Here is a 16,833-nt window from a genome sequence, read left to right on the forward strand (position 1 = left end):
CCCGCGGGGGGCGCCGGTACGCCCCCCGCGGACCACTCACAGCTGGGTGGCGGTGCGCTCGGTCAGGCTGTACTTCTTGGCGATCGCGTTCCACAGCCGGGCCGCCTTGGCCTTCTGGCTGCTGGCGGTGCCGCTGTCCCGGTTGCCTGCCTGGGTCTGGCCCGTGGTGCGGGCCTGGCCCTTCTTGCAGCCCTTCTTGCCGGCCGCCTGGTCGGCCCAGGCCGCGTAGTGGTTGTCGGCGGCCGCGGACGCCTGCCATGCCTTGGTGAGGGCTTCGGTCAGCTCCGCGTGGCCCGTCAGCTGGTCGACGGGCAGGGCCTTGAGCCGGGTCACCAGGCCGGTGCGCTGGGCCGCCGCGTCCCGCAGGTCGGTTGCCGCCTGGCCGAGGTTCTTGCAGGACTTCACGTTCGCCACCGCGCTGATCACCGAGGAACGGCTGTTGCCGCTGTCGGCGAGCAGCTTGTCCAGCTCGACGGCCTGCGCCTTCGCCGGGTCGGCCGCCGGCGACGAGGATCCGCCGCTCGCGGGGGCCGTCGCCGACACGGTCTGGTTCTTGTCCCCGCCGTCGCCGCCCCCGCCCCCGGCGAGCAGCGCGCCCGCGCCGATGCCGAGCACGACTATGCCGATGCCCACGGCGGCTATGACCGGCACCCGCGATCGCTTGCCGCCGCCTCGGTCGCCGTCGTCATAGGGGTCACCGCCGGGCGGCCCGTACGGAGGCTGGGCACCGTACGACGGCTGCTGGGCGCCGTACGGGGGCTGCGAGGCCCCGTACGCGGGTTGCTGGGCCCCGTACGCGGGCGGTACGGCCTCGGGCTGGGCGAACCGTGGCATCTGCTGTGTGGACGAGGCCCCACCGTCACCGCCCGGGCCGGTGCGGAAGAGGTTGTCGAAGTCGGAGGGCGGCTGCCGTTCCCCTCCGTAGGGCACGCCGGGGCCCTGTCCGGGCACGGGCGCGATGTACTGCGTGGCCTCGGCGTCGGGGCCGGTGGGCGCGCCGTAGGGGGCCTGCTGGTGCTGACCCGGGAACCGTGCCGCCTCGGCGGACACCTCGGGCGGGAGCGCGCCGGGGCGGACGGGCGGGAGGTACTGGGTGGCCCCCTCGTGGGGGGCGGGGCCTGCCGCGACCGGCGGGATGAACTGGGTGGCGCCTTCGTCGGCGGGCGGCAGGGGCGCGGAGGCGGCTGTGCCGGGGGCCGACGGGAGGGGCCGGCCCACGGGCGGCAGGTAGTAGGAGGTCGGCTCGTCGGAGTGGTAGCCCGGCGTGGCCTGCTGCTGCGGTGCGCCGGTCCCGGGAGCCTCGTAGGGCGCGACCTGGCCCTGCTGCGGGGGCAGGGGCTGGGACTGGGGCTGCGGGGCGGGTTGGCCGACCGGCGGCAGGTAGTACGAGGTCGGCTCGTTGGTGTCATACCCCGGCGCGGGCATCGGCTGGGCCTGCGGCTGCGAGTGCGACTGGGGCGGTGTGCCACCGGGCTGCTGGGGCGTGCCCCAGGTCTGGGTGGGCGGCTGCGGCCAGTCCTGGGCCTGCGGCTGTGCCTGGTTCTGCTGCTGTGCCTGGTTCTGCTCCTGGCCGGGGCCCCATGGGTTGCCCCATGCCTGGGCGCCGGGCGGCTGGCCGTAGCCCGCGTCGGCGGCCTGCGCGGGGCCGCCCTGCTGCGGGGGGCCGCCGTAACCGCCCTGCTCGGGGGGTCCGTATCCGGGCTGCGGACCGCCGTGGCCACCCGTCTGTCCCGGCAGCAGGGGTTCCCCGCCGTCGGAGGGCAGCACGATGCCTTCGCGCGCTTCGCGCGCCGAGGGCTGCTCGCCCTGTCCACTCTGCGTCACCGGGACTCCTACTTATGGGGGAACTTCGGAATCGTCGGCTCACGCTACCGGGTCCTCCGAGCCCGGTGCCACGTAGCACAGGACGTGACCTGCGCCCCTGTGACCGCAGTAACAGATCCCGGGAGATCGGGTGACGATTCCGGGCTCACATCCGCTGTACATGTCCTCCTTTACGCGGCCGCCTGAAGATCCAGTCGGGCCCCGAACTCCCTTACGACTGCCTCGTCCCGGAACGGATCCAGACGCTGCTGGAAGTCGTCGAGGTACTCCGCACCCCGGTTGGAGCGGACGGTCTCCAGCAACTCCACGGCCTTCAGACCCGTGTTGCAGGCCTGCTCGATCTCACGCTGCTGCACCTGCGCGGAGGCGAGCAGGACCAGGCCGATGGCCCGGCGGCGCGCCTTGTTCTCGGGGAGCCCGTCGAGGGACTCCTGCGCGCACCGCGCCGCCGCGTCGGCCTGGCCGAGGTCACGGTGGCAGTGGGCCAACTCGTCGGCCAGATAGGCCTCGTCGAAGTGCGCGATCCACGCGGGGTCGTCGCCGGAAGAGGGGTCCGCCGCCTCCAGGGCGTGCACGGCCCGTCCGGACGCCGCCTGGGTGGCCCGCGCGTCGCCCATGAGCGCGTGCCCACGCGCCTCGGCCGCGTGGAACATCGCCTCCGCGCGCGGTGTCACCCGCCCTCGCGCCCCTTCCTGCGCCGCCCGCGCCAACTGGGCGATCTCCCGGGGGTTCCCGAGTTGCGCGGCGAGGTGGCTCATGGACGCGGCGAGCACATAGCCGCCGTATCCGCGATCGCCCGCCGCCTGCGCGAGCCGCAGCGCCTGGATGTAGTACCGCTGGGCCAGGCCCGGCTGCCCGGTGTCGATCGCCATGTACCCGGCGAGCTCGGTCAACCGCGCCACCGCCGCGAACAGTTCCCTCCCGGTCGCCTCCCGGTACGACCCCGCGAGCAGCCCGGAGACCACGCTGTTGAGGTAGTGCACGACGACCGGGCGCACATGCCCGCTGCCGTACTGGTGGTCGAGGTCGACGAGCGCCTGGGTCATCGCGCGCACGGCCGCCACGTCGGACTGGCCCACGCGCGGGCCCGCCTGGCGCGCCACCTGCGAGTCGGGCGAGGAGATCAGCCAGTCGCGGCTCGGCTCGACCAGCGCGGACGCGGCGACCGAGGAGCCGGACAGGAAGTCCCGGCGGCCCACGTCGCTGCGCCACAGCTCACACACCTGCTCGATGGCGCCCAGTACCGTCGGCGAGAACTGGAGCCCGACGCCGGAGGCGAGGTTCTTGCCGTTGGCCATGCCGATCTCGTCGATCGTGACCGTACGGCCGAGTTTGCGCCCGAGGGCCTCCGCGATGATCGCGGGCGCCCGGCCCCGCGGTTGCTGTCCGCGCAGCCAACGGGCCACGGACGTCTTGTCGTAGCGCAGGTCGAGGCCGTGCTCGGCACCGCACATGTTGACCCGGCGGGCGAGCCCGGCGTTCGAGCACCCCGCCTCCTGGATGAGCGCCTGCAGCCGTTCGTTCGGCTGCCGCGCGACGAGAGGCCTTGCGGCCATGGCGTACCCCCTGTGGCTGCGGTGCCTGCCCACGCACCGAGTTGACGTGTCTTCCACCGAAAAGTTCCGGCCGTGAAGATCAATGCCCCGCCAACGTGTCGAAAATGCGAGGCATGCGAGGATTGCCGGGGTAAAGACTCGTACCGACCCCACTCGTGGTTACCCAGCTCACGCCGAGGTTCCTCCTCTGCGCCCCCACCCGTGCATCCATGCGCCCCGGAGACGGAATCGATGCGCTTCCCCCGCGCGCGCAGGTCCTGGCCTGGCCGTAACCCGAGGTGGGTGCGGGAGTTGTGCTCTGCGTGGAAGAGACGATCGCGGGTACCGAAGCCGCCCAGATTCCGAAGCAGCGCGGCGAATCGCTGCTGGAGACAGCCGTACGATACGCCGAGGAGCGCCACTGGGACGTCTTCCCCGGCACCTGGCTGGAAGCCGTCGGCGGGGTGCAGCGGTGCTCCTGCGGTGACACCGCGTGCGCCGCGCCCGGGGCACATCCCGCTCGGGAGGACTGGGCGACGCAGGCCACCGGCAGTGCGACGGTCGCGCGCCGGATGTGGCAGAAGCAGCCGACGGCGTCCATCCTGTTGCCGACCGGGCGGACCTTCGACGCGATCTCCGTCGCCGAGACGGCAGGGTTTCTCGCGCTGGCGCGTATGGAGCGCATGGAGTTGACGCTGGGCCCCGTCACGCTGACGCCCGATCGTCGGATGCACTTCTTCGTGTTGCCGGGGGCGTCCGTGAAGGCGCCGGAACTGGTACGGCAGCTCGGCTGGACCCCGTCCTCACTCGATCTGGTCGCGCTGGGCGAGGGGGCCTATGTGGCGGCTCCCCCTACGCGGTACGGGTCGTCCGGTGCCGTGCAGTGGGCCTGCCGTCCGACGCCCGCGAACCGCTGGCTGCCGGACGCCGAGGAGTTGATCTCGCCACTTGCCTATGCGTGCGGCAGGGATCGGTGACGGGGTCGGTTCTCCGCGCCCCTAGGGTTGGCGTTCATGACGTCGGCTGTGAGTGTGCGTGGGCTCTGGAAGCGGTTCGGGCAGCAGGTTGCCGTTGCCGGCATCGATCTGGAGCTGCCCGCGGGCAAGTTCATCGGTCTTGTCGGTCCGAACGGGGCCGGGAAGACCACCACCCTCTCCATGGTGACCGGGCTGCTGCGGCCCGATCAGGGGTCTGTCTCCGTGGTCGGGCACGACGTGTGGCGGGATCCCGTCGAGGTGAAGTCCCGGATCGGTGTCCTGCCCGAGGGGCTGCGGCTGTTCGAGCGGCTCTCGGGGCGTGAACTGCTCGCGTATTCCGGGCGGTTGCGGGGGCTGCCCGGAGTGGAGGTCGACCGGCGGGCCGCTCAGCTGCTCGATGTGCTCGATCTGGCGGGGGCCCAGCACAAGCTGGTCGTCGACTACTCGACCGGGATGCGGAAGAAGATCGGGCTCGCCGCGGCCCTGCTCCACAACCCCGAAGTGCTGTTCCTCGACGAGCCCTTCGAGGGTGTCGACCCCGTCTCCGCGCAGACCATCCGGGGCGTCCTTGAGCGGTACACCGCCTCCGGCGCCACCGTCGTCTTCTCCTCGCATGTGATGGAGCTCGTGGAGTCCCTGTGCGACTGGGTGGCCGTCATGGCCGCCGGTCACATCCGCGCCCACGGACCGCTCGACGAGGTGCGCGGCGCCGCGCCCTCACTGCAGCGCGCGTTCCTCGAACTCGTGGGCGCACAGGGGCAGGACGCCGGCGCGAACCTCGACTGGCTGGGCGGCGGGGCCCGGTGACCGCGGACATCACCCCGGTCGTCGTACGGCTGAAGCTGTCGCTGCTCAGGAACGGACTGCGCCAGTCCGGCGGGCGGCGCGCCGCCTACATCGCCTCGGCCGTGGCCGTGCTGCTCTTCTCAGTCCTTCAGCTGCTCGGCCTCATCGCCCTGCGCGGCGAAGAGCACGCCGCCTCCGTCGTCGTCCCGCTGGTCGCCGTCCTGGCCCTCGGCTGGGCGGTGATGCCGCTGTTCTTCCCCGGCGGCGACGAGACCCTCGACCCCACCCGCCTGGTGATGCTGCCGCTGCGGCCCCGGCCCCTGGTGCGGGCCCTCCTGGTGGCCTCGCTGGTCGGCATCGGGCCGGTGTTCACGCTGTGCATGCTCGTCGGGTCCGTCGTCTCGGTCGCGCACGGCGGGACGGCGTACGTCTTCTCGGTTCTCGGTGTCGTGCTCGCGCTGCTGGTCTGCGTGGCACTCGCGCGGGCCGTCGCCGTCGCCAACATCCGGCTGCTGACCAGCCGCAAGGGCCGCGATCTCGCGGTGCTGAGCGGACTGGTCATCGCCGTCGGCGCGCAGGTCGTGAACTTCGGGGCGCAGCGGCTCGGTTCGGGCGGCCTGGGGCAGCTGGACGGTCCCGCGGGGGTGCTGAAGTGGGTGCCGCCCGCGTCGGCGATCGGGGCGGTCGACTCGGCGAGCGAGGGGTCGTACGGGGTCGCCGTTCTGCAACTCGCTCTGTCCGCACTGGCCTTGGCGGGTCTGCTCGCCCTCTGGTCCCGTCATCTGACCCGGCTGATGACCTCCCCCGACGGCTCCACCCTTCCCTCCGCCGAGGGGGCCGCCCGTGAGCGGAACTCGACGGGACTCGCCCGGCTGCTGCCTTCCGGGCGCACCGGCACCGTCATGGAACGCAGTCTTCGCTATGTGTGGCGCGACCCCAAGACCAAGGCCGCGTGGGTGACGTCGCTGGCCATCGGGCTGATCGTGCCGGTGTTCAACGCGGTGCAGGGCACGGGGTCCATCTACTTCGCGTGCTTCGCCGCGGGCATGCTCGGCGTGCAGATGTACAACCAGTTCGGGCAGGACACCTCCGCGTTCTGGATGGTCGCGCTGACGATCTCCTCGACGCGGGACGCCTACGTCGAACTACGCGCGCGTGCGCTGGCGTTGCTGGTGATCACCCTGCCGTACGCCACCCTCGTCACCGTCGTCACGACCGCACTGATCGGTGACTGGCCGAAGCTGCCCGAGGTGCTCGGTGTGTCCTTCGCGCTGCTCGGGGCGATGCTGGCGACCGGGGCGTGGACGTCGGCACGCTTCCCGTACTCGATTCCGCAGGAGGGCTACAAGAACGTGGCCCCGGGCCAGTCCGGCCTCGCCGCTTCCGCCGTAGTCGGCGGCATGGTCTCGGCCGCCCTGCTGTGCGCCCCCGTGATCGCCCTGACGATCTGGGCCAACCTCAGCGCGGGCGGCCACGAGTGGAGCTGGGTGCTGCTGCCGGTCGGCGCGGTGTACGGAACCGCCATAACCCTGGCGGGACTTCGGCTGGCGGCCCCCCGCACGGCCCGTCAGCTGCCGGAGATCCTGACGGCGGTCAGCAAGGGCTGACACAGGACTGCGATGCCCGTGTTCGAATGTCGGACCCGCCGCCTAGAGTGAACCGAGCGACTCCTGTGAGGTGTGAACCAGGAAGGTCGCGCAGGGGATCAGGGGTGAGGGGGCTTTTGGGATGAACGGTGTTCGAAGATTCGCCGGGGTGGGGCTGTGCGGGGCGGTACTCGCCGCGTCCGTGCTTCTCGCGCCCCCGGCCACGGCAGTTCCGACAGCGGATGGCACAGGGAAGATCACCTCTCGGCCGGGCGGGCACGGCGTCGAGTTGGGCAACGGCGACCGGGTGGACCTCGTCGGCGGCCGAAACCTCCGTGTCACCGCGGCGGACAGGGCGGAACGGACCCGCTACGCGGTCGCGTCCCTCGACGGCACGGTGTCGGTGCGGCCGAGCGCCGAGCACGCGGCGGACCGGGAGCCGGCGAGCCTCGCGCTGAAGCCTGCGCCCGCCGCCGCGACGACGACGGCCGCCGCCTCGACGTACTCCGTCAAGCTGACGATCACTCACGCGGACGTCGTGAGCAAGCTGTTCTACGTCTGGAACCGCAGGACCTGGACGTCGTACGCGGTGAACAGCGACGCGTCCGGGCCGACGTCGAGCGTGAAGCTGCCGCCGGGCGACTACTTCTCGGTGGCGCTGCACTCCGACTGGCGCCGGCCGAGCTATCTGCTGGCCCAGTCCTTCACGGTCGGCTCGGCCGCCAGGACGGTGAGTTTCGACGAGCGGACCGCCAAGGAGACCGGCATCCGCACCGACGACACCACCGCCACCCGGCAGTCCGCGGCGGTCTGGCTGAGCGTGCCGGGCGGTGACCTGGCGGGCTTCGCGGGCTCGGACGACGCCAAGGTGTACGTCACGCCGTTCACCATGCCGGGCGTCTCGCTGCGCATCCACGACGTCCTGGCGAAGAAGGGCTCCTCGGCGAACGTACCGAGCTCCTACCGCTACGACCTCACCCACAGCTTCACCAACACCGTGCCCGCCTCGCCGGTCAAGACCGTCACCAGGGCGTCCCTGGCCAGGACCGTCACCCAGGTCCGCGCCCCGGGCACCCGGACCACCGCCTTCCTCCAGACCGTCCCGGACTTCGGCGAGTGGACCGGCGTCTACGTCGGCGCCGCGGTGCCGGCGGCCGGTCCGGTCACCGAGTACGTCACGCCGGGCGTCGAGTACAGCCGGATCCTGGACTACGGCACCTTCGAGCAGTACCTGAACCTGGCCGACCGGACGCTGTCCGCGGGCAGCAGCACGGGCGAGACGCTGGGCGCGGCCCCGTTCCAGTCGGTGCACGGGGTGGGCACCGGCTCCCAGCTCTACAACGGCAGGCTCTACCTGACCGAGGGGAGCGCCTTCGGTGACGCCGACGGCCACCAGGGGTACGACAGCCGCGCGCTGTCCGCGTACAAGGTGACGGGTGAGGACGGCGTCGTCTACGCCGACGGTTCCGGCATCGACTCGTCCCACTCGCTGAGTTCCTCGGCGCTGCCGGCGAAGGAGCAGTCGTACACCCTCCGGCAGACCCTGCACCGCCGGGTGCCGTACGCGCGGCTGGCGACGGACCTGAGCGACGAGTGGACGTTCCGCTCCAGCAGCACCTCCACGGGCACCTCGAACCGTGAACTGCCGCTGATCGACGCCCAGGTGAAGGTCTCGGACCTCGACGCCTCGGGCCGGGCGGCGGCCGGGACCGTACAGGTCTCGGCGACCACGACCACCCGCGGCGTCGACGCGGCCACGGCGAACACCCGGGTCACGGGCCTGTCCGCCTCGACCGACGGCGGCACGACCTGGACCGACCTGCCGCTCGCGGCCGACGGTTCGGCGCCGTACGCCGTCCCGGCCTCGGCCGCCTACGTCACCCTGCGCGTCACCGCCGTCGACGACCGGGGCGGCAGCCTCACCCGCACCCTCGTGCGGGCCTTCGCGGGCCCGGCCAGGCAGGGCGACGAGACGGTCGGCTCGACCCGTATCTCCAAGGTCGTCGTCAACGGCGGCAAGCCGGTCCGGCTCCACGACCAGCCGCTCCAGGAGTTCACGGCGACGTTCACCGCCACCGACCCGTCCGGCATCGCGAGCGGCGACATGTACCTCTACAAGGGGTCCTACGACGCCCCGAGCGCGGTCCTCTACGGCAGTTGGCCCGCGTCCTGCACCAAGGTCGACGCGACGACGGCGACCTGCACGACCCAGTTCGCCTACATCCAGCCGCGCTGGAACTTCGGGCGTAACTCCCTCGCCGGCACCTGGCAGGCGGCCGCCTGGGCCGAGTCCGCCGACGGCAGCGGGCACACCGACCGGCACGCGGTGAAGTCGGTGCCGCTGGTGCGGGACGCGACCCTCACGGTCAACGCCTCGCCCGAGCCCATCGCCAAGAACAAGACCCTCACCGTGACCGGGAAGCTCTCCCGGGCCGACTGGGAGACCCTCGGCGGCTTCCACGGGTACGTGGGCCAGAAGGTCGCGCTCCAGTTCCGCAAGAAGGGCGCGTCCACGTACACGACCGTGAAGACGGTCACGACGAACAGCACGGGGAACCTGAAGACCACGGTCAAGGCGACCGCGGACGGCTACTGGCGCTACTCCTTCGCGGGCAGCGTCACCACCGCGAGCGCCACGGCCGGCGGTGACTACGTCGACGTGCGCTGACCGCACCCGGCCCCCGGCGGACCTGGTCCGCCGGGGGCCGGCCGGTCTCCACGACGGACAGCGTCAGTCGGAGTCCTTGGGGGCCAGGTCGCCCAAGCCGTCCAGGAAGGGCTCTATGGCGGCCCGCCAGGCCTCCGGCTGGTCGTAGTGCACGAGGTGGCCGGCGTCGGCGACCTCGGCGTACTCGCCGCGGGGCAGGACGCGGACCATCTCCTGGGCCTCGGCGCGGCCCAGTTCGCCGTCGAGGCCGCGGACGACCAGGGCGGGGCACCTGACCTGGGTCAGCTCCTCCCAGTGGGCGTCGTAGACCCAGGTCTCGCGGGACGACAGCATCTGCTCGGGCTCGAAGACGGGCCGCCAGCCGTCGGGGGACTCGGCCATCACCTCGGCGTAGAACTCGCCGCGTGCCGGGTTGGGCCGCTCCACCCAGGGGTCGTCCTCGCCGAACCACTTGCGTACGTCGGCCAGGGTGGCGAAGGGGACGGGCCAGGCCTTGAACCACTCGCCCCACTCCCGCTGCGAGGCGGCGCCGAGGGCGGAGGCCCGCATGTCGCAGATGATCACTCCGCGGACCAGGTCGGGTCGGCGGGCGGCGAGCTGCCAGGCGGTCAGGGCGCCCATCGCGTGTCCGATGAGGACGACCGGGGCGAGGTCCAGCTGTTCGAGGGCGGCTTCCGCGTCCTCGACATACGCGTCACGGGTGAAGGCGGCCCGAGGGGGCTTGTCGCTCTGGCCGTGCCCGCGCTGGTCGAGCGCGACGGCCCGGTAGCGCTCGGAGAGCCAGCGGGCGGTGGACGCCCAGTGCGAGGCACGGCCCATCAGGCCGTGGAGTAACAGCACCCCGGGTGATCGTTTCTCCGGGGCCTGCGAGGTCTCCCGCGTCGGGTCCGTCGGATCGGTCTTGGGAGGGTCACCGAACTCCCAGGCCGCAAGACGTACGCCGCCCGCCCCGGTCACGTCGATACGCCGCGCCATCGGCACCCCCCTAGCTCCCCTGGCCCCTGTGCCTGTCCTGCCTGCCGCTTCTTCCTTGTCGTACATCTCTGTAGCGCACACCCCCCGCGCCCCGTCACCCCCGGACCATCGAATCTATCGAATGCGGATTCGAAAATCGGGTCCCACGCGATAACACCCCTCGTTCGAGTGACCCCCCTCAAGGAATGATCGCCGCGGCCGAGGGGAGATCTTCAGCGGGAGGCGGACCGCTCGGGGAAATCGGTCCGAGGGGAATGACCCTGAGAGCTCGGGGCTCCGGGTCAGCACAGGGGAGGACCGGCCCCGGCACCGAAAGGCGCCGGGGCCATCCCCATGTCCACGGCACATCCGCCCGCCCCCTCAGGTCATATGCCTCACGCGACAGCCTCGCACGGGAAGCGTCGAAGCGCTCCGATTCCGCACGGTCAATCTCGGATTCGACGTGCCCCCGAAACGCCACAACCGCCTCACAGGTTCCGGGAATCGAGAACCGGTGCCGTCCCCCTCACGGCCGCTCAGCGCTTGGCGACGAAGACGTGCGAGGCGACGTCCGACTCCAGCTCGGCGGCCTCACCACCGCTGCCCACCAGCACCCCGCCGGCCGACTCGGTCACGCTCACCACGGAACCGGGCTGCACACCAGCCCGGCGCAGCGTGTACATCAGCTGCGCGTCCGTCTGGATCGGCTCGCCGATACGGCGTACGACGACCGTCTTTCCGTCGAGACCCGGGTCCAGCTCGGCCAGCGACACCATGCCCTCGTCCAGGAACGGGTGCGGGCCGTCCTTCTCGCCCAGCTCCTCGAGACCCGGGATCGGGTTGCCGTACGGCGACTCGGTGGGGTGGCGCAGCAGCTCCAGCACCCGGCGCTCCACCGCCTCGCTCATCACGTGCTCCCAGCGACACGCCTCCGCGTGGACCTGCTCCCACTCCAGACCGATCACGTCGACGAGCAGGCACTCCGCGAGGCGGTGCTTGCGCATCACACGGGTGGCCAGCCGTCGGCCCTCGTCCGTCAGCTCCAGGTGCCGGTCACTGGCGACGGACACCAGCCCGTCGCGCTCCATCCGAGCCACCGTCTGGCTGACGGTCGGCCCGCTCTGGTCGAGACGCTCGGCGATCCGGGCACGCATGGGGACCACACCTTCCTCCTCCAGCTCGAGGATGGTGCGGAGATACATCTCCGTGGTGTCGATCAGTCCGGACATACGTGCCCCTTGATGAGATCTGCCGGAAGCACGACAGCTTTCCGGCGTGTGCGCTGGCCCTGACGTCAATTCTGCCGGATGCCACTGACAAGCGTGCCGCGCCGTTGAAACCAGGCGGTTACGAGCAGCCGCGCGGCCGTATTGACATCCCACTGGTCCAGACCGCACGGTGATCCGCGACACGGCGACGAAGGGTTGGACGACGCATGGGCGAGACGGGCTCCGCGAGCGACGGCAAGCTGTCCGGACAGTTCTTCGACGCCGCGATCGGACTGCTGCGACGGGTCCGTGACGAGGAGGCCGACTCCGTGTCGGCAGCCGGTGAGCTCCTCGCCGACACCGTCGCCTCCGGAGGCCGCCTCTTCGCCTTCGGCGCCGGGCACTCCTCGCTCGCCGCGCAGGACCTCGTCTACCGGGCAGGCGGACTCGCCCTCATGAACCTCCTCACCGTGCCAGGAGTGGTGGGCGTCGACGTCATGCCGGCCACCCTGGGCTCCGCCCTGGAACGGGTCGACGGCCTCGCGAGCGCCGTCCTGAACTGCTCACCCCTGCGCGCGGGCGACGCCCTGGTGATCATCTCCCTGTCCGGGCGCAACGCGCTGCCCGTGGAGATGGCCCTGACCGCCCGTTCCCTCGGCGTGAAGGTCATCGGCGTCACATCGGTCGCGTACACCACGGCGACGAAGCCCCGCCACAGCTCGGGCACCTTCCTCAAGGACCACTGCGACGTCGTCCTCGACTCCAAGATCGCCCCGGGTGACGCGGAGCTCTCCCTGGACACCATCCCGGCCCCCTTCGCCCCGGCATCCACGGTCGTGACCTCGGCCCTGCTCCAGGCCGTGATGGCGACGGCGGCGGGCGCGCTGGCGGAGCGGGGGATCGAGCCGCCGCTGCTCAGGTCGGGGAACGTGGACGGCGGTCTGGAGTGGAACGAGCGGGTGTTCGAGGAGTACGGGGATCGGATCTTCTACCGGCAGTAGTCCTACGCCCGCCCCACGACCCCGCCCAGATCCAGCGCCGCCGCGATGCGCACCGCCACGTCCTCGGCGTACACCGCGTCGCCCCGCTCGAACTGTCCCCTCCCGGAGCCCCGCAGGAACGTCACGACGCCGAGCGTCCGCCCCCGGCTCCGCAGTACCGCGCACAGGGCGTGCACCACGTCGGAGGGCCACTGGCGGGTCTCGGCCCACTCACGGGCCAGGTCCCCCGACACCGACCCCACACTCGCCCGCACCGAGCCGACCCGGTCCACGCACTGCAGCGCCGGATGCCCCTCCCCGTACCGCACGGGCAGCCCGGCCGCGCCCGACGCCTGCAGACTCGGCCCCGGCGCCCCGGAGGGGGTCGCGGCGACCCGTACGAGACGGACCGGCCCGGTCTCCTCGCCGTCGGCCACCGCGCCCCCGGCCACCCGGTCGATCAGCGCGTGGTCGGCGAATCCGGCGAGGGCGAAGTCCAGATGGACGACGGCGGCCTCGGCCGGGTCCTCGCACTCCGCGGCGGCCCGCGCCGCCCGGTGCAGCTGGTTCGTCCGGAACCTCAGCAGCGAGGCCTCCTGCTCGCTCTGCTTGGCCTCGGTGACGTCCTGGAACAGCCAGGCGACACCCAACGGCACCGGTTCCTCCGCGAGCGGCGAGGACAGCCGCACGAACCCGCAGCGCCAGCAGCGCCGCTTCTCGCCGTCCGGGGTCCGCACCGCCACCCAGATCTCGGCCGGAGCCGGCGGCGCGCCCTCGGCCAGCACATGGGTCAGCGCGCTCTCCAGCTCCTCCACGCCCTGCGCGAGCAGCTCCCCGAGGGGCCGCCCCAGCACCGACGTACGCCCGATGCCCAGCGACCGGGCCGCGTGCGCGTTGACCACGGCGGGCCGCAGATCGGCGTCGACCAGCACGACACCCCACGAGGCGTCCTCGAACAGCGCCTCGCTCAGCGCGATCGACCGCTCCAGATCGATCTGCGTGTGCACCTCGCTGAAGGCGCAGTACACCCCGGCCGGTTTCCCGTCGGGCCCGCGCACGGCCGCGGACTGGGTGCGGACGAGCACCCGGCCGCCGTCCTTGGTCAGCAGCGCGAACTCGTGCACCTGCCGCCCGGGCGCCTGCATGGCGGACATCAGCCGCCCCTCGACCTCCTCGGCGTCCGCCCGCCGTACGGCCCACCCGGCGAACCCGTGCCGGCCCACGGCCTCGGCCGCGGTCCAGCCGAGGATCCGCTCGGCCTCACGATTCCAGTGGGTGACCACACCGTCCGCGTCGAAGGCACAGAGTGCCGCGTCCATGCCGTCCAGCAACGCGGCGAGCAGGTCCGAGCCGCCCGAGCCCTCCGGGCCGTCCGGCCCGGGCCCGTCGGGCCCCAACTCGTCGGTGGTCCCACTACGCCGGGAAGCACTCACCTGGACCCCCTGCCGGCTGCTTCGCTCACTAACAATCATTGAACTCGAACGTGACGCAGCACACACCGGGTTCCCGCAAGATTGAGGGAATCGTTGTACGCCGGAAACCCCCCGGATCCCCTCAGACGGCTCTCCGGTCCGGCTCCAGCCGCAGGTCGATCCACTCGTCGCTCTCGCCGTCCAGCACATACCGGTCGACCTCTACGAACCCGCGTGCCCGTGCGAACCGCGTCCCGTCCCCATTGACGGCCAGCACGCATGTCTCGATCACCTTGGCGCCGAGCTCGCGCGCATGATCAAGACCCTTCTCGTAGAGAGCCGTTCCGAAACCCCGTCCGCGGTGATCGGGCAGTACGCGCGCGATGACGGTCGCCACGGCGTCCTCCCCCTGCGGCGGCCGCACGGTCGAGCAGCCCACCACCACGTCCCCGAGATAGGCGTTCTCCAGCCGGTACCGCCGACCGCGCTCCCGTACGTCCCCGAGCCCCATGGCGGCGGGCGGAACGATCACGTTGTGCACGTGCCGCCACTCCTCGGCCATCTCGTCCCCCACGACGGGTTCGATCCGCAGATCAGTCATGGGCCGCACGCTAGGTGATCGTTCCGGGCGCGTCCATCGCCTTGAAGGACCGTCGATGCCCGTCCTTCGAAAAAGGGGTTGAACCGGAGGGGGGAGTCTTCTTAGGGTGCAGGTACTTCGGAGAGGAGGTGGTTCGGCAGATGTATTCATACCGGACGGAAGAGGTGGCTGCGGGCTAGCGGCCCGTCACCCACCGAGTGCGGTGCCGGACCGGCGTGTACGAGATGCACGCAGCCGGCCAATCCAACGCAGTCACCCGACCCGCGAGCTCGCCGGTAACGTCCGGCCGGCTCCCCCGCCCCAGGGCGGAGGGACCCAGAGCTCGCGGGTCGCCTGCGTTCCGGGGCCCCTTCTCAGGGGCTCAGCCGCTCCACCCGCCAGCTCCCGTCCGGCTCCGCCACGTACCGCAGCCGGTCGTGCAGACGGTTCTCGCGGCCCTGCCAGAACTCCACGGTCTCCGGTGCCACCCGGAAGCCGCCCCAGTGCGGCGGGACCGGGACCTGTTCGCCCTCGGGATAGCGGGCGGCCAGTTCGGCGTAGGCGGTGTCGACCTGCTCGCGGCGCTCGATCACCGAGGACTGCGTGCTGGCCCAGGCGCCGAGCTGGGAGCCGTGCGGGCGGGTGCGGAAGTAGGCGGCGGTCTCGTCGCGGCCGGTGCGGCGCGCGAGGCCGGTGACGATGACCTGGCGGGCCATGGGGTGCCAGGGGAAGAGCAGGCAGACGTACGGGTTCCCGGCGAGGTCCCTGCCCTTGCGGGAGTCGTAGTTCGTGTAGAAGACGAAGCCCTGTTGGTCGAACTGCTTGAGCAGGACCGTGCGGGAGCTGGGGCGCCCCTCGGCGTCCACGGTGGAGACCACCATGGCGTTCGGCTCGAAGAGGTGCGCCTCGGTGGCCGCCTGCTTGAACCAGCGCGCGAACTGTTCGACGGGCGTGGCGGCCAGGTCGGTCTCGGCGAGACCCTCCGCGCGGTACTGCTCGCGCATGGAGGCGGGGTCCGGGAAGACGGCGTGTGCGGCGTCGGTCACGTCGTCATCTTGCCGTACGGATCGCCTCCCCACGGGTTGGTGGCACTGAGTGCCGCTTGCTCTCCCCAAAGGTGGCACTCGGGGATATCGTGGCGTCATCCGTCGTACACATCACGAGGAGCCGCCATGTCCGACCTCGACCCCGGATTCGTACCCGGTCTCGAAGGAGTCGTCGCGTTCGAGACGGAGATCGCCGAACCGGACAAGGAGGGCGGCGCGCTGCGGTACCGGGGCGTCGACATCGAGGATCTGGTCGGCCATGTCTCGTTCGGCAACGTGTGGGGGCTGCTGGTGGACGGCGCCTTCAATCCCGGTCTGCCGCCCGCCGAGCCCTTCCCGATCCCCGTGCACTCCGGGGACATCCGTGTGGACGTCCAGTCGGCGCTCGCCATGCTCGCCCCGGTGTGGGGTCTGAAACCGCTGCTGGACATCGACGCCGAGCAGGCGCGTGCCGACCTCGCCCGGGCGGCCGTGATGGCCCTTTCGTACGTCGCCCAGTCCGCGCGCGGGCAGGGGCTGCCGATGGTGCCGCAGCGGGAGATCGACAAGGCGCAGTCCGTCGTCGAGCGCTTCATGATCCGCTGGCGCGGGGAGCCCGACCCGAAGCACGTGGCCGCCGTGGACGCGTACTGGACGTCCGCCGCGGAGCACGGGATGAACGCGTCCACGTTCACCGCGCGCGTGATCGCCTCCACCGGCGCGGATGTCGCCGCCGCGCTCTCCGGTGCCGTGGGTGCGATGTCCGGGCCGCTGCACGGCGGGGCGCCCTCCCGTGTGCTCGGGATGATCGAGGAGATCGAGCGGACGGGCGACGCGGAGGCCTACGTCAGGCAGGCGCTGGACCGCGGTGAGCGGCTGATGGGGTTCGGGCACCGGGTGTACCGGGCCGAGGATCCCCGCGCGCGCGTGCTGCGGCGTACGGCTCGCGAGCTGGGGGCGCCGCGGTTCGAGATCGCGGAAGCGCTCGAGAAGGCGGCTCTGGCGGAGCTGCACGCGCGACGGCCGGACCGGGTGCTGGCCACCAACGTGGAGTTCTGGGCGGCGATCGTCCTCGACTTCGCGGAGGTGCCGGCGCACATGTTCACGTCGATGTTCACGTGCGCGCGTACGGCCGGGTGGTCGGCGCACATCCTGGAGCAGAAGCGGACGGGGCGGCTGGTGCGGCCGTCCGCGCGGTATGTGGGGCCCGGCTCGAGGAATCCTCAGGACATCGAGGGGTACGGGAGCATCGCCCACTGAGGGGGGTGCCTGTGCGACGCGCCGCACATTGATACAGC

Annotated in this window: 13 protein-coding genes; 6 read left to right on the forward strand and 7 right to left on the reverse strand. The window is 71.8% G+C overall.

Annotated features, from left to right (window positions below; genetic code table 11):
* Positions 1–36: 36 nt before the first annotated feature.
* Entirely contained in the window at positions 37–1,824 is a 1,788-nt protein-coding gene (locus tag ABZT93_RS21975) for a hypothetical protein (RefSeq protein ID WP_356106770.1), read from the reverse strand.
* Positions 1,825–1,994: 170 nt separating this feature from the next.
* On the reverse strand, positions 1,995–3,380 hold the full coding sequence (locus ABZT93_RS21980; protein ID WP_356106772.1) for a transcriptional regulator: 1,386 nt from the start codon (positions 3,378–3,380) through the stop codon (positions 1,995–1,997).
* Between the two features lie 293 nt (positions 3,381–3,673).
* On the opposite strand from ABZT93_RS21980, the gene ABZT93_RS21985 reads away from it, so the two are divergent.
* The 4 genes from ABZT93_RS21985 (at position 3,674) to ABZT93_RS22000 (ending at position 9,376) form a co-directional block, all read left to right on the forward strand.
* Positions 3,674–4,336, forward strand: coding sequence for a bifunctional DNA primase/polymerase (locus ABZT93_RS21985; protein WP_356106774.1), 663 nt, complete (start codon positions 3,674–3,676; stop codon positions 4,334–4,336).
* Positions 4,337–4,372: 36 nt separating this feature from the next.
* On the forward strand, positions 4,373–5,143 hold the full coding sequence (locus ABZT93_RS21990) for an ABC transporter ATP-binding protein (RefSeq protein ID WP_356106777.1): 771 nt from the start codon (positions 4,373–4,375) through the stop codon (positions 5,141–5,143).
* Positions 5,140–6,729, forward strand: a complete 1,590-nt coding sequence (locus tag ABZT93_RS21995; protein WP_356106779.1) for a transporter — start codon at positions 5,140–5,142, stop codon at positions 6,727–6,729. The genes ABZT93_RS21990 and ABZT93_RS21995 overlap by 4 nt, the downstream gene beginning before the upstream one ends.
* 121 nt (positions 6,730–6,850) lie before the next feature.
* Positions 6,851–9,376 carry a hypothetical protein gene (locus ABZT93_RS22000; protein WP_356106782.1) on the forward strand — a complete coding sequence of 842 codons (2,526 nt, stop codon included), beginning with the start codon at positions 6,851–6,853 and terminating at the stop codon, positions 9,374–9,376.
* Positions 9,377–9,439: 63 nt separating this feature from the next.
* Here ABZT93_RS22000 and ABZT93_RS22005 read toward each other — a convergent pair whose 3' ends face one another.
* Positions 9,440–10,351, reverse strand: coding sequence for an alpha/beta hydrolase (locus ABZT93_RS22005; RefSeq protein ID WP_356106784.1), 912 nt, complete (start codon positions 10,349–10,351; stop codon positions 9,440–9,442).
* Between the two features lie 515 nt (positions 10,352–10,866).
* The gene (locus ABZT93_RS22010) at positions 10,867–11,559 is read right to left on the reverse strand and encodes a metal-dependent transcriptional regulator (protein ID WP_037709529.1); all 693 of its coding nucleotides are present in this window, start codon (positions 11,557–11,559) and stop codon (positions 10,867–10,869) included.
* A gap of 206 nt (positions 11,560–11,765) precedes the next feature.
* Here ABZT93_RS22010 and ABZT93_RS22015 point away from each other — a divergent pair, with 206 nt between their 5' ends.
* A complete protein-coding gene (locus tag ABZT93_RS22015; protein ID WP_356106787.1) occupies positions 11,766–12,539 on the forward strand; it encodes an SIS domain-containing protein in 774 nt (257 codons plus the stop codon).
* Positions 12,540–12,541: 2 nt separating this feature from the next.
* Here the strand turns inward: ABZT93_RS22015 and ABZT93_RS22020 are convergent, their stop codons facing one another.
* The 3 genes from ABZT93_RS22020 to pdxH form a co-directional block, all read right to left on the reverse strand.
* Complete coding sequence (locus tag ABZT93_RS22020) at positions 12,542–13,951, reverse strand: PAS domain-containing protein (RefSeq protein ID WP_356106790.1); 1,410 nt, start codon at positions 13,949–13,951, stop codon at positions 12,542–12,544.
* 121 nt (positions 13,952–14,072) lie between these two features.
* Positions 14,073–14,531 carry a GNAT family N-acetyltransferase gene (locus tag ABZT93_RS22025; RefSeq protein WP_356106792.1) on the reverse strand — a complete coding sequence of 153 codons (459 nt, stop codon included), beginning with the start codon at positions 14,529–14,531 and terminating at the stop codon, positions 14,073–14,075.
* Between the two features lie 353 nt (positions 14,532–14,884).
* A complete protein-coding gene (gene pdxH / locus ABZT93_RS22030; protein ID WP_356107009.1) occupies positions 14,885–15,514 on the reverse strand; it encodes a pyridoxamine 5'-phosphate oxidase in 630 nt (209 codons plus the stop codon).
* A gap of 168 nt (positions 15,515–15,682) precedes the next feature.
* Here pdxH and ABZT93_RS22035 point away from each other — a divergent pair, with 168 nt between their 5' ends.
* On the forward strand, positions 15,683–16,795 hold the full coding sequence (locus tag ABZT93_RS22035; RefSeq protein ID WP_356106795.1) for a citrate synthase 2: 1,113 nt from the start codon (positions 15,683–15,685) through the stop codon (positions 16,793–16,795).
* Positions 16,796–16,833 lie beyond the last annotated feature (38 nt).

The organism is Streptomyces sp. NPDC005303 (assembly GCF_040607335.1).
Classification (GTDB): Bacteria; Actinomycetota; Actinomycetes; order Streptomycetales; family Streptomycetaceae; genus Streptomyces.

Coding starts and splice junctions, on each gene's coding strand:
- ABZT93_RS21980 (WP_356106772.1), bottom strand. CDS start 3,380: ATGGCCGCAAGGCCTCTCGTCGCGCGGCAGCCGAACGAACGGCTGCAG.
- ABZT93_RS21990 (WP_356106777.1), top strand. CDS start 4,373: ATGACGTCGGCTGTGAGTGTGCGTGGGCTCTGGAAGCGGTTCGGGCAG.
- ABZT93_RS22000 (WP_356106782.1), top strand. CDS start 6,851: ATGAACGGTGTTCGAAGATTCGCCGGGGTGGGGCTGTGCGGGGCGGTA.
- ABZT93_RS22005 (WP_356106784.1), bottom strand. CDS start 10,351: ATGGCGCGGCGTATCGACGTGACCGGGGCGGGCGGCGTACGTCTTGCG.
- ABZT93_RS22010 (WP_037709529.1), bottom strand. CDS start 11,559: ATGTCCGGACTGATCGACACCACGGAGATGTATCTCCGCACCATCCTC.
- ABZT93_RS22015 (WP_356106787.1), top strand. CDS start 11,766: ATGGGCGAGACGGGCTCCGCGAGCGACGGCAAGCTGTCCGGACAGTTC.
- ABZT93_RS22025 (WP_356106792.1), bottom strand. CDS start 14,531: ATGACTGATCTGCGGATCGAACCCGTCGTGGGGGACGAGATGGCCGAG.
- pdxH (WP_356107009.1), bottom strand. CDS start 15,514: ATGCGCGAGCAGTACCGCGCGGAGGGTCTCGCCGAGACCGACCTGGCC.
- ABZT93_RS22035 (WP_356106795.1), top strand. CDS start 15,683: ATGTCCGACCTCGACCCCGGATTCGTACCCGGTCTCGAAGGAGTCGTC.